At 45.3% G+C, this 13,030-nt stretch carries 14 protein-coding genes and 1 pseudogene; 10 read left to right on the top strand and 5 right to left on the bottom strand.

Annotated features, from left to right (window positions below):
• The first annotated feature begins 157 nt into the window (after positions 1–157).
• The 7 genes from AB8516_RS13825 to AB8516_RS13795 all read left to right on the top strand — a co-directional run bounded on the left by AB8516_RS13825 (position 158) and on the right by AB8516_RS13795 (position 6,700).
• Positions 158–1,615 (top strand): hypothetical protein, encoded by a 1,458-nt coding sequence (locus tag AB8516_RS13825; protein ID WP_369161501.1) that lies wholly within the window; start codon positions 158–160, stop codon positions 1,613–1,615.
• Between the two features lie 122 nt (positions 1,616–1,737).
• Complete coding sequence (locus AB8516_RS13820) at positions 1,738–2,334, top strand: hypothetical protein (protein ID WP_369161499.1); 597 nt, start codon at positions 1,738–1,740, stop codon at positions 2,332–2,334.
• 208 nt (positions 2,335–2,542) lie between these two features.
• Positions 2,543–3,016, top strand: a complete 474-nt coding sequence (locus AB8516_RS13815) for a murein L,D-transpeptidase family protein (RefSeq protein ID WP_369161497.1) — start codon at positions 2,543–2,545, stop codon at positions 3,014–3,016.
• A gap of 581 nt (positions 3,017–3,597) precedes the next feature.
• Entirely contained in the window at positions 3,598–4,425 is an 828-nt protein-coding gene (locus AB8516_RS13810) for a hypothetical protein (protein ID WP_369161495.1), read from the top strand.
• A gap of 98 nt (positions 4,426–4,523) precedes the next feature.
• Positions 4,524–4,802 (top strand): hypothetical protein, encoded by a 279-nt coding sequence (locus AB8516_RS13805; protein ID WP_369161493.1) that lies wholly within the window; start codon positions 4,524–4,526, stop codon positions 4,800–4,802.
• 53 nt (positions 4,803–4,855) lie between these two features.
• A protein-coding gene (locus AB8516_RS13800) for an IS3 family transposase (RefSeq protein ID WP_369161491.1) occupies positions 4,856–5,943 on the top strand; the annotation gives its coding sequence in 2 pieces (ribosomal slippage) (positions 4,856–5,117 and positions 5,117–5,943; 1,089 coding nt in all).
• A gap of 28 nt (positions 5,944–5,971) precedes the next feature.
• Entirely contained in the window at positions 5,972–6,700 is a 729-nt protein-coding gene (locus tag AB8516_RS13795) for a hypothetical protein (protein ID WP_369163348.1), read from the top strand.
• A 110-nt stretch (positions 6,701–6,810) separates the two neighbouring features.
• On the opposite strand, the pseudogene AB8516_RS13790 reads toward AB8516_RS13795, so the two are convergent.
• The 3 genes and pseudogenes from AB8516_RS13790 to AB8516_RS13780 form a co-directional block, all read right to left on the bottom strand.
• A pseudogene (locus AB8516_RS13790) lies at positions 6,811–6,921 on the bottom strand (transposase); the annotation flags it as partial.
• Positions 6,922–7,046: 125 nt separating this feature from the next.
• Positions 7,047–7,466 carry a putative iron-sulfur cluster-binding metallochaperone gene (locus AB8516_RS13785; RefSeq protein ID WP_369161490.1) on the bottom strand — a complete coding sequence of 140 codons (420 nt, stop codon included), beginning with the start codon at positions 7,464–7,466 and terminating at the stop codon, positions 7,047–7,049.
• 130 nt (positions 7,467–7,596) lie between these two features.
• Positions 7,597–8,523 carry a hypothetical protein gene (locus AB8516_RS13780; protein ID WP_369161488.1) on the bottom strand — a complete coding sequence of 309 codons (927 nt, stop codon included), beginning with the start codon at positions 8,521–8,523 and terminating at the stop codon, positions 7,597–7,599.
• A 533-nt stretch (positions 8,524–9,056) separates the two neighbouring features.
• Between AB8516_RS13780 and AB8516_RS13775 the strand changes: the two genes are divergently transcribed.
• Positions 9,057–9,809: a ceramidase domain-containing protein gene (locus AB8516_RS13775; protein WP_369161486.1), complete on the top strand. Its 753-nt coding sequence runs from the start codon at positions 9,057–9,059 to the stop codon at positions 9,807–9,809.
• A 208-nt stretch (positions 9,810–10,017) separates the two neighbouring features.
• On the opposite strand, the gene AB8516_RS13770 is transcribed toward AB8516_RS13775, so the two are convergent.
• Together AB8516_RS13770 and AB8516_RS13765 are read right to left on the bottom strand one after the other, a co-directional pair.
• The gene (locus AB8516_RS13770) at positions 10,018–10,629 is read right to left on the bottom strand and encodes a short chain dehydrogenase (protein WP_369161484.1); all 612 of its coding nucleotides are present in this window, start codon (positions 10,627–10,629) and stop codon (positions 10,018–10,020) included.
• 35 nt (positions 10,630–10,664) lie between these two features.
• A complete protein-coding gene (locus AB8516_RS13765) occupies positions 10,665–11,267 on the bottom strand; it encodes a short chain dehydrogenase (protein WP_369161482.1) in 603 nt (200 codons plus the stop codon).
• Positions 11,268–11,379: 112 nt separating this feature from the next.
• On the opposite strand from AB8516_RS13765, the gene AB8516_RS13760 reads away from it, so the two are divergent.
• Together AB8516_RS13760 and AB8516_RS13755 are read left to right on the top strand one after the other, a co-directional pair.
• On the top strand, positions 11,380–12,264 hold the full coding sequence (locus tag AB8516_RS13760) for a LysR family transcriptional regulator (RefSeq protein WP_369161480.1): 885 nt from the start codon (positions 11,380–11,382) through the stop codon (positions 12,262–12,264).
• A gap of 289 nt (positions 12,265–12,553) precedes the next feature.
• Positions 12,554–12,868 (top strand): hypothetical protein, encoded by a 315-nt coding sequence (locus AB8516_RS13755; protein ID WP_369161478.1) that lies wholly within the window; start codon positions 12,554–12,556, stop codon positions 12,866–12,868.
• Positions 12,869–13,030 lie beyond the last annotated feature (162 nt).

The raw sequence follows: 13,030 nt of genomic DNA, 5'->3' as shown, positions 1-13,030 counted from the left end.
CCAATCTCCCTCAGGTGCAAGGCGCCAAAAACAAATTCTTATTAATAGAGAGTGGGCAGCCACCCCAAGGTCGGCTTAGTCCAACAGGCGTTTATCCCGCATGCGGAAAACGCACGAGGGATAAACACTACACGGTTAGGTGCATAGGAACGGCTTCATGAACGTATACTTCACAGATGTCTTTGAGGTGGACCCCGAGATACTAGATGCCTACGGTGCTTTTAATATTTCTCTGGTAAATGACCTGCCCCTTTTTGTTGATCCATTCCTACTGTTTAATTCTGATCGTCCCGAATACCAGGAGCTTCACGCCAATATCATTTCTTATCTTCGCTTTCTAAGAGAAAGGGCAACTTCAGGAAAACTTACTATAGGTCACCTGAAGGCTTGGTTTATGTTTTCTGAAGTAAAACAAAATTGGCTCGGTTTTAGCCTTGTTGGCAACAGTGGTTCAGGCCTTGGCCTCGATTTTGCCAAAGCACTTTCAGCCAATCTCGAAACATTATTCTCTAACTTCGGGAGTGAACAGATCACCAAAGACAGTCACCTTGAAAAACTTTGTCTCGTTAAAGAAGGGGTTGGGAAAGATAATATTAGTGATTTCACCACTAACCTAATCAAGGATTATCTTCTCGGCTTCACTGAGAATTTTGCCCAACAATACATTGACCCAAGTAAATGCCGTGAAGTAACAATAAATCGAGCAGTTTTTAATTTTGACACACGCTCTTGGAGTTCAAAGAGGTATTTCTTACCTTTTTATGAAGGTGACTTCGTCATACTTACTCCAAAGGACATGCTAACCAAAGATGATACCTGGATTAATAAATCAGATTTTAGAAGTGACTTCGAAAATGTGGTAGATGCTATCCCAAATGACGCATTAAGGGCTCAAATTAATGACTATTTTTATCGAATGCTTCCCAAAGACCCTAGGGCAGCCGATTTTTCGGAGGCGATTGGAAGGGCACTTCGGAAGTATCCAGAATTAGTAGATTTTTTTATTCGGTTAAAGGAAGACCTGGGGGATCAAGCTGTTTCGGTAAGTTCACAAAAAGTAAAAGACGTGGAAACCCTCTACATACGCCAATTAACCGAGTTTATAGCAACACTAATCAATTCCTCTGATTTCTATCGAACTGGTGCAGATACAATTGAAGAAACACACGCACGAATACTTTTCCTGAAGGACGTAATTGAGAACAAAGGCGGCCATAGATTATTTTTTACTCACGGGGAACCCATCCGCCGAGAAAGTGACTTGCATATTTTGTTTCGACTAACTTGGTTTGCTACTCCTTCAGATGTGAGTAGAGAAGTTAACGATGGGCGCGGGCCCGTAGATTTTAAGGTTTCACGCGGAAGCTTTGACAAGTCATTAGTAGAATTCAAGTTAGCAAAAAATACTCATCTAAAGAGAAACTTAGAAAAGCAGGCAGAGATCTATCAAAAAGCGAGTGATGCAAGCACGGCGTTTAAAGTGATTTTGTATTTTACGGACGAGGAGCATGAAAAAACTTTAAGAATCCTAAGGGAGCTTAAATTGCAGGGTAACCCTAGTATAATCCTCATAGATGCAATACCTGAATCGAAGCCGTCAGGATCGGTCGCATAATGCACCTAATGCATAAATAGGGGACAGACCACGTTTTTAATGCAAACCAGTTCGGAAAAGAGAATAAATGTGGTCTGTCCCCTAATACGTGTGACGTCCACATAAGCAGCTGTTAAATTTCTATGAATCTCACAGCACCAAAGAAAGATCTGAATATCGCAAAAAAAGCGATTGAAAGCATGAAATCTACGAGAGACTTTTCTGAGTTTCAGGAATGTTGGGAGAATTTTCTATTCAGGATAGAAAGAGCGTGGGAGTTCACGGAAAGAACGCTCAAAACGAAAAATGGTTTCCAACAATGGCATAAGCCATATACCGACCTCAGGAAGAAAGATCCTTTGCTAGTGTTCTTAAGGCAAGCGCGAAACGCTGAAATGCACAGCGTTTCTCCGACTGTCACGAAGCCCCTAAAGATGGCTGTAGTCGATAAAAGTGGTCGCGGATTTCAGTTAAATTCGATATCTTCAAAGCTAGAAAACGGGACAATAACAATAGATCTTGACTCGCCTGATATCTTGTTGGATTTAGATGCAAAGGTAGTTCCCACTGATCCTGAGGTAGTACGGTTTAAAAACAGAGGGAAATGGTACAACCCTCCATGGCACCACTTAAGGGAAAGAATCCGAGACCTCCATCCAGTTGCCTTAGCTGAGCTCGGACTCAAATTTTATCGGGCCTATGTGTATGAGGCAGAGGCATGGTACCAGGAAGCTAAATAATGCTAAATAAGACACCCACTCTAATGCGTACCAATTACATTACGCAGCTTCAAATCTAGGGTGGGTGTCTCATTAAACTTAAACTTTAAACTATTTCTGAACCTTCTGGCAAATGTTGTAAAAACCGTGAGATCAATTGTTACAGAAGATGTTAGTCTATCTTATTCCCATATAGCACCGCTCCCCAAATCAGCAAACGTCTGCCAAAATGAGAATTTTCGCACTACTCTTACTCACCTATGCAACTTGCTTGTCAGCAGATGTTGATCTGGTACGCGTCGATAAATCTGAACGTAGTATGTTCCTCATGCAGGGAAAAACAGTTATAAAACAATATCAAGTGGCATTAGGCGCAAACCCTAAAGGACACAAGCAGCAGGAGGGAGACGAAAAGACACCGGAGGGCCTCTACACTCTCGACTATACAAAAGAAGACTCCTCTTTCTACCGAGCCATGCATATCAGCTACCCGAATCAGCAAGATAAAAACAGCGCTCGAAAACTGGGTGTCTCACCTGGGGGATTTATCATGATCCATGGACAAAAAAACTTACTAGGCTGGTTAGCCCCTGTAACCCAACAGTTCAACTGGACCAACGGCTGTATTGCATTAACCAATGCAGAGATGGACGAGTTTTTGGGTTTGGTAAAAGTAGGCACCCCCATTCTGATTGAATGGTAGGCTGGAGCTTCATATCTTGAACCACTGCTGGCCCGTTTAGCACCATCAATATTAATATAACCGGTTGTGTCAAGTAGTATTATATGGGTGAGGATAATGTGAAACATGAAAATCTGCAACGAAGATCCCTTGATTAATTAAACGCCTGTCATTCCAGCGAATGCCGAACTCCAGGGAACACAGATCGCAAGTTGAATGTCTTAAGTGTCGCATATTTTTATATTCTTATTTATACATTTAATCGATTCCATGCTAGATATTGTTACAGGTTTGGAAGCTAGGTCCCGGCATACACTGGAATGACTTGGGTAAAGTTACTAACCTTTTCCCAAAGTATCAGTCGTTAACGGGATAACAGTGATCTTGAACCTAAGAAAGCACTAGGCACTTAATACAACTTTCAAACCGTTTTAGTAATTAAGCAACAATCAACAAATAGTCTATTCACTCTGATCACTTTGTCTTTAAATAGTGTTAATCAGTTCTAAAATTAGGAATTGCATTCTTAATCCGATATAGTTAGCCTGTGTAATAATTTAAGAACAGTACATACGGAACTCTTTAATCAAGGATGATCAGAAATGAAGAAGCACGCGCTGCTATACACACTATTTTTTTCATTTATTACTGCTAATAACGCCAACGCAAACTATCAGGTTGCGCCAGGCTCCATAGTCTGGAAAGAACAGACCCACTGGGCCTCTTCGGCATATAAGGAAATCAGCGGCTATGCTGACTACTACGTGGGTTATCGCACGAATACGCCCCACTACAGTCAACCCACAAATAACACGTGCGGCGCAACCGTGTTATCGATGATAGATTCATTTGAGAGACTCAAGGGCTCAGGCAGAATGCCGCCACAACCCGACATTATTGGTCTCTACGACCTGATCAACACCGATAACACATCCGGCCTTAATACCAATGAGCTCAAAGCCGGCATTGTCGCTCTTGGTCTTTTCGGAGGAAATTTCTTAGAATTAGGCAGTGACACAATAGATGAGGCCATAGTTGATAACTTCTACATACGTTCGCCAAAGATCATCTACGGGAACTCATACTTTGGGTCAGCGGGAGGCCATTACTATGCGGCCACAGGAGGTATATATTGCGACGACACACTTACGGACCATGGTCAATGCATCTTTAGAGGCCTCTATCTTAATGACAGCATTCTAAATTCGCCGGCCTACCCTCTCCCCGACCCTCCCGACCTTACCGGTCTGACCTGGATACAGAAAATCATAAAAATAATTACATACAATGCGGAAAAGGCCCAATCAGTCGGCGGCCGAGCGCTCTCTCCGAACCAGTTTTATACTTCGGCTGAACTGAATACCTATTGGAAAAAAACCGGCTCCTCCTTACCTTGGGAAAAGCGCCACTACTATATACGCCAACAATAAACAAGCCATCAGATTTTCACAGGTACTAACTTAGTTCAAGCAATGCAGGATGTCTTTAATGAACGGGGAGTCGCAGATTATATTCGCATCTAAGTCCTATGCATAAATTAAAATACACTTGGTCGCTGATCTTCTTCGCTCTAGTAACTGTCATTACGGGTATGTTCTTTTTCAATACCAATAACTCAGTAAAAAGTCTTGATACCAAAACCCACAAGCCAGATAACATCACAGCAGAGAAGACAACTCAGACAACAACACCTTTTACTCAACACGAGGAAACGAATAATAGAGAGGAAACAGGACGTATAGAAGACGATTATCAACCACACCAGGACCAACCTGACATGACGGAGGGTAATCCCCCCGAAAAATAACGGGGTTCAAAAGTAGAATTTTCCAATTATGATTACGAAAAGGAGAATCTACAATGAAGAAGTCCCGCTACAGCGAATCCCAGATCATATCGATCCTGAAAGAGGCCGAGGCCGGTATTCCGGTCGCTGAGCTGTGCCGCAAGCACGGTATGAGTGATGCCACTTTTTACAATTGGCGCGCCAAGTATGGCGGCATGGACGTATCGATGATGAAGCGGATGAAGGAACTGGAGGCGGAGAACCGGCGCCTGAAGAAGATGTACGCAGAAGAACGGCTCAAGGCCGAGATCCGTAAGGAGGCCCTTGAGGGAAAGTACTAAGGCCATCTCAACGACGAGAGATGGCCAAGCACGCCTTGTCGAAGCACGGGCTGAGTATCCGCCTGACCTGCGAGATTTTTGGTATCAGCGAGACCTGCTACCGTTACCAGCCGAAGCTATCGGGTGACAATGCCCGTATCGCGGACTGGCTACTTCGCCTCACAACAGCCAATCGCACCTGGGGCTTTGGCCTGTGTTTTCTGTATCTGCGCAATGTGAGGGGCTACGGCTACAATCACAAGCGCGTTTACCGCATCTACCGTGAGCTGGAGTTGAATCTGAGGATCAAGCCGAAGCGACGATTGAAGCGAGACAAGCCTGATGAGTTATCAGTGCCCCGGCAGATCAACGAAGTCTGGTCGATGGATTTTATGCATGATCGGCTGATAGATGGTCGAAGCTTTCGGACCTTTAACGTGATCGATGATTACAACCGGGAAGGCTTGGGGATTGAAGTTGATCTTTCATTGCCGGCACTCAGAGTCATCCGTACCCTGGGTCGCATCATTGAGTGGCGCGGCAAACCCAAGGTCATTCGCTGCGATAATGGACCGGAATACTTGAGTAGCCAGCTTGTTGAATGGGCCAACAGGCATCGGATTCAGTTGCAATATATTCAGCCGGGTAAGCCACAGCAGAACGCTTATGTGGAACGATTCAATCGGACTGTTCGGCATGAGTGGCTGGATCAACATTTATTTGAATCGATTACCCATGCACAGGATACTGCCACTCGGTGGTTATGGCGCTACAATAATGATCGACCAAACATGGCATTAGGGGGAATCACCCCGATACAGAAGTTGGCTCAGACCGCTTAACAGTGACTACTTTTGAGTCCCATTATTAATGGGGGGATTACCGGAGGTTTTCGAAACCGCGACTAACATTCACAATAACGCCACGGAATTTTATAATACCGTATTCCCCGGCATGGTGCAGAACTCTACCGGAAACTACGTTCATGAGGCCTACTCTGAGGCAACAATAGGCGAAGGTTTACAGGTTGAGGATTACTTCAAACGAGGCCCATCGAGTCTATTAGTCCCTCACATATCAGGCGGAAGCGTGATCGCAATTTCCATGTACAGAAAGTTCGACGGCAAGGATTACGCGCCTGCGCGAATGGTCGACGTCAGCGATAAACAGTGGGGATCATTTCCGCCCATATCCCAAATGGATGCAGAGTCCATACTCATGGAGAAGATGCCACACGCCTACACACTCAAAACCGGCTTAGTACATGTAGACAACCTGACCCCAAATTATCAGTTTGCCATTCCCGGCGAGGATAATATTGTCTATCTCGTCAACGCTTTTACTGGCAAAATAGATGTCTTTCCGGCAGATTACACTATGCCTGAAGACCAGGAAGAGAAACCTCCGGTTAAACTGGATGAAAATGGTTTATTGAGTATAGATACAGAAAAAGCCGCTTCATTGTCACCTGAAACTCGTTCCAAACTGAAAGCTGACATCGAAATAAGTAACCAAGCCATAAAGAGCGGACTATTGAAAATCGGGCCCAACATGGATGTCATATATGACAAGCGCCCAAGCATAACAATCAAGGAATAATAGCGAATAATTGGGGACACCCAATAAACTAGGTTCCCAGCAAACCGATATAATCTGCTAGGATTGTTCACTTCATTATCCTGATCACGGTCTTGTTCGAGCCTGCTAGTACGCTCTGTGATTGAGGTAAACTCGGATTGCTTCAGTGTCTCAGCCATCCCTGCCCTGACCGGATTGAGATCCACATAGGCCATACAGTCAGCCAGGGCTTTTTCATCCAAAAAATAAGCAAAATAAGCGAGACACCGACCCCAAAGATTACCAATTTATAAATACACAGATGTCCTGAATATCTATATTTATATTTAGGGTGGAAGTCCCGTTTATCGATCAGCCATACGGTAGTTCACGGGAAGGTCTTGAGGCAGCAAACGCCAGCAGGATTACATGTTTCACAGGTGCATGCCCCAAGCTTGGTTTGATGGATAATGTACGCCCTTATACCCGGATCGCTGGCCGCGTCGCGCTTAGTTACCCCAAAGCAGTAGCACAGCATTGCATCATCGGATTGGTCCTTCACGCCCACCCTGGTTCTGACTTGTGCTTGCGAGATTACCGAGTCGTCGTCCCCGAAATAAACCACATCGCAAGTCGGATCGTCACAGAAATAGTATCGTTTTGTATGACCGTCCAATAGCCAAGGTCTGTGTACATGGTGGGCAACGGTTTTGACGGATACCTCCGAGTACTCGATCCCATTGACCGGACAGCGGTGTTTGCTGGGCCGATTAATATTGCAGCCGGGTTCTGAGCAACAATGTGACATTATGATTTTTCTGAAACGATTGAAATAGCAGCATTAGATATTCTAAGTCTGTCAGAAGATATCGAAATATGCGACTTGCAGTGTCAGGTTGAGTCTGATTTTCTACGGCAAGTTCTTCCAATTCTTTTCGCTAAAACTCAACCTCGACAGACCACTTCAACGTCGTATCAGGTGTGTTTTCATTGATACCGAACAACAATCCCACGCCGATTGAGACGGATGATTCTTCGTCGGACGGATCACCTCCCAGGCCTCCAATGTAATAAAACACAGGTCCGAGGCGATGTTGATTGTGATCGCCAAACAATTGCGCCTCCTCGCCCGCACTACCTGTATCACCAATCCGATCCACCGTTCCATAGGCCTCCAACGCGAGTTGCCAATCCTGATTCAGCTCGAAGCCGAATTGGGTCGCATAGGCGAAGTCGATCTTCTCGTCTCGTGGTTGATCTCCACCCAGGTGTTTCACCAGATAGAGATTGATGATGCTCCACCATTCATTCCTTTCTACTTGATAGATTGGCCCGACGAGCAACAGGCTTGCCTCCTCATCCTCCAGCGGATGTTCATATTCGGCCACCAGGCCAAAACCCCAATCGTTCTCTTCGATAGAATCAACTATCCAAATAACCTCCGCGCCGATTTCAGACAAATCCAGGTTACCAAATTCATTCGCCTGCCCAGGACTATCCGGGTCATCCAGACGCTCTTTCTCGTATTCGATACCGATGCGCGACTTAAATCGACGGGTAATACCAAACTCGAGTTCGAGGGCATGGCGCTGATTCGCCACACTGTTGTCGTCGTACTCGAACTCCCCGTCGATATTTCTCAGATCACGTTTTGGGTTGCCAAACATATGGGCATTCTGGGATTGGAACTCAATCTCTCCGGGTACAGTGTTGAGATTCTTGACTTCGAACTGACCAATGGCAGGGCCGGCCACAGCGGCTGACCCGGTAAACCGCACGCCTATGACAACAGAGATAGCCCTGGCCAGGCTTTCCCAATCAGATTTACGCCGCGTTGAACAAGTATGATTTGAGTTATTTTGCATCTATTTATCCAATGCCGGCACAGTTGCATGCTGTGTATAGGAAGAATACCGAAAACAAAACGGATCTATCCTTTAAGAAACCAATTTTCGAAAAGGACGCAGTATATTTATGGAGGCAGATCCCATTTAACTAAAAAAATAAACAATTCTTCAGATTCACCCGCCCAAGCAAATAAATCGACATACGCTTCAATAGGCCTTGCAATCTGTGTACCAGGGGTAAGATGCCCTGCTCAGGCCTGTTTTAAGGGTTGAATAATCTGGCTTATGGCGCAAATATTGTCGATGGTGTAGCAAAATGCCTCGTAAGCGAAGCAAATAACCTGGTTCACGAAGCCATTTGCTCTAGTTCCCACGCTCCTGCTTGGGAACTCATATCTCTCTCTGATGCCCTACCTGTCGTATGCATTCCCACGCAGGAGCGTGGGAACGATATGATAGGGTGTCAAATGAAAGAGTTGAGACACAGCACATACTGCCAGGAATTCAAGCATCGGACAGTAAGCTGAATTTAACATTCAATCGAGGTTCGGATGAGCACCAACCTGTCACACGAATTCAGTTGGAGGCACACTGTACTGGTGTGTCTTTTGCTCTTTTCGCTCGTCTTGCTACTGATAATTGATCCGATTCCTCAAGATGTGGCCTATCACCACTTTGTTGATACGGGCCGCATCTTCGGTATCCCGAATTTTTTCGATGTGATCTCCAACCTGGCCTTCCTGCTCGTCGGTGCAGTTGGCATTGCATTCTGCCTGAAAAATCATACAGGCCCCGGCCATAGCGCGTGGCTTGTGCTGTTTGCCGGTGTCAGCCTGGTGAGTGTTGGGTCGATCTACTATCACTGGAGCCCAAGTAACGAGACCCTCGTCTGGGATCGATTGCCGATGAGTGTTGGATTTATGGGTTTCCTCACGGCACTCCTGAGCGAGTATGTCGATCGCCGCTTGTCCTGTCTGCTGATCCCGCTAGTCATTATAGGCATCGGCAGTGTCCTCTATGGGTACTTTTTCGAGGACCTACGACTCTACGTGTGGGTACAGTTCTTCCCGCTGCTGACCTTACCCTTCTTCATGGCGCTATTTAGCAGTCGCTTTACACACCAAGGGCTACTCTTCTTTGCGCTTGTGTTGTACACCCTGGCAAAAGGTGCGGAGGCATACGATGTGACCGTATTCCAGATGACAGGCGAGGTAGTGAGTGGACACACCGTCAAACATCTTCTGGCGGCTGCCAGCTGCTACACTATTTTGATTATGCTGCAAAGACGAATACTTAAGGTATGAGACACGATGACGATGACCGGTTGCAGTAGGATGGCGGCAACTTAGTGTCCACCACCCCTGCGCCGAAGCATTAATATCAAATTATAGTGAAAAAGCAGCCGGGCCGGCCCACATTACTGATGTCACGACCGATCAAACAGGGGCAGACCTCTTTTCTAAATATCCGCACGAATAACTAACAGATGAAGCAAAGGTCTTTCGTACCTAATTAATCAAAACTATGGGGCAAGCCTCCCCAAACACGCAACACTTTTCCAGTAAAACTCCCCTCTAAAGCATCAACATAACGTTCTGCAGTCTGTGCCGCAGTCACTAATCCTTTCCGCTCATGCCCTGGCTCAACAATAGGTGCGGGGCTTACCACATTGAGTCTGATATTCCTCGGCATTACTGGCGCCGCATTACTAACGAATGTATCGACCATTGAGTTTAAGGGGCCTGTCGCTATACTGGCCTCATTGGGATAATGGCTCAGAAATCCACTTGTTAAAGTAAATGAAGCATTATCTCGAGCACAGCCTTCGCCAAGCCTTACCAATCGCACCTGAGATAGGAACTTTCGTTCAAATCCGAAGAGAAAGTCATCATCTGTCAGGTCCGCATACCGCTTAAATCGACTGTCTCCTCCGGCCACCGAAATAAGCGCATCAAACTCTCCTGCTTGACCAAACATCTCATATACAGATTGTTCATTGGTATAGTCAGCCACAATATCACCAGAGCGCGAACCAACGCGGATAACCTCATGGCCTTTTACCAATAGTGCTTCCTTGACCTTACTTCCGATGCGCCCAGAGGCACCAATTATGATAATTTTCATCGTCAGCGCTCCATATTTACATTTTTCTCATAAAGTTACACATAGTCACGGACGTCAATGACTGCACCCGTCATTTGGCCTTCCAAAGCGACTTGATATGCAATGGCGGTGTTTGCCGCTGACATACCCGAACTGCTATCCATGCCCATAATCTCCATGGTTTCTTTTACGAAGACCGGACTGATCGCATTGACCCTCAGTTCGTCGCCAAGCTCGATGGAGGCTGCTTTTACAAACGAATTCAGTGCGCCGTTTACAGCACTCACTGAGGCAGAACCTGGAATGGGATCACTGGCGAGCATGCCCGACGTTAACAAAACAACGCCACCCTCCTTGATATAGCTCCGGCCTACTCTTAGAAGATTGACTTGTCCCATGAGTTTGTTGTTCCAGCCCAGCTCAAATTGCGCGTCTGTCAACTCTTTCAACGGCGCAAAGGCAGCCGCGCCCGCTGTGGAGATAACGGCATCAACATTCCCCGCCTGTTCAAATAGATGCTGGATTGATGCTTTGCTCTCCAGATCCACCTGATATACGCCATTCTTGAATCCAACTGGAATGACTTCGTGACCATCAGCAAGGCGTTGTTGTACTTCTTGTCCAATGGTTCCTGTTGCGCCAATGAGTAAGATTTTCATGGGAATCTCCTGTTATCTGTAAAAACATCTATCTGATGACTAAAAGGGTAGATGAGTCACAAAAAATGATAAATAATATAAATATCAATTCAGTATTCAGATTTAATGCACAATGGACTTACTCAAATCAATCGAAATATTTCAGGAAGTTTGCAGGCAGCAAAGCTTCAGCCAGGCAGCACAACAGCTGAATCTGGTACCTTCTGCGGTCAGTCGGCAGATTAATGAGCTTGAGAAGCACTTAGGTATACGGCTATTACACCGCACGACACGATCCATCAGTCTGACTGACGAAGGGCGGCGTTATCTACAAAAAATGGAGGCCATTACTCATACCGTTGAAGAACTAATAATGCTTAATAGCAGCGACGACAAAATTCAGGACCATATTCGACTCACCGCCCCTCCCATCCTCGGTCCTCGATTTCTTAACAAAATCATCAAACCCTACCTTCATCGATACCCCGATGTCTCACTATCCATCACCTTGGTTAACCGTGAGATCAATCTCATTGAGGAAGGCTATGACATTGCGCTACGAGTTGGGACGCTTGATGATTCGAATCTCATTGCCCGGGTCGTAGAGTATTTTCCGTTAGTTGCTATTGCAAGTCCGGCATACCTTGAGACACATGGCGAACCTAAACATCCAAAAGAGCTCACAAAACATACCTGTATCATCAATACATTGACACAATCTCCACGGCGCTGGTTTTTTCGAGAAGGAAAACGAAACTTTTCAATCAAAGTAGATGGACAATGCGATGCGAATGATGACGCGACCTTAAAGATTATGGCATGCGCAAGTCTTGGAATAGCCTACCTACCAAAATTGGCAGTTCATGAGCAAATTGCGAATGGTGAGCTGATATCAATTTTGGAAAATTTCATTCCAAATCCGCTGCCGGTTTCCGTTGTATATCCAAGCAGACAATATCTTAGCAAAGCTAAAAGAATCCTGATTGAACAATTAGTGGATAACCACAACAATATTTAATATGAAGTGACTCCTGATTGCAGGTATAGGTGGTCTTTCACTTGAACAAAAGACGGATAAATGGGGTCAGTGATATTTAAGATTACGATCTATTATCACTTGTCACCGCCCCCTCTTAACTCGTTCAGACCTGTTTTCTAAGAGAACCCATGAAAGATATGTAATTAATAAATATAAATTTGCCGCTAGAATCTTAGAACAGTTGACAAATATCACTTGGCAATTCGGCCGACATACCCATCTTTACCGCTCCACCTGTTCGGCTGACGTAAAATGTCATGAGGCAATCATGGAATATCGTGTCAGAGCAAAATTCGTACTCAATAAGCTTCCGGCCTTTTATCAGGTATTAGTTGACGGAACGGTCGCGAACCAAAAACCGGATGGCGCAGAGATCGTGTCATCAATGAAGCAGGCCAAGGTCACCGGCCCAAACACAATCGAATGGTTTGAAGCCTGTTACTGTCCGTCACCTTTGAAACACGAGCGAGAGACAGTTTATGACAAATACCTGGTAGAGATTGAAACCGATCTCGTGGAGAAACGGGGAGAAATCGAAGGTGATTCATTCTGGTCTTTTTTGGAAAATCATAGTAAGACATAATTTACTACGTCTTATAAACCGTAAATACACGAGATCAGAAACAAGCGATCATCTATCGTTTTATTATTTGTCCCGACTCCATTTTTAATACCATAACGTTAAGGCGCACGGATATATTCGCACCATAATGATAATATCCAGCTTAAATCTCCCTCACCCCAG

This window comes from Candidatus Thiodiazotropha sp. LNASS1 (genome assembly GCF_964212655.1).
Lineage (GTDB): Bacteria > Pseudomonadota > Gammaproteobacteria > Chromatiales > Chromatiaceae > Thiodiazotropha.
The sequence above is the reverse complement of the archived record's forward strand: the minus strand, read 5'-3'. Positions and strand labels throughout refer to the sequence as shown.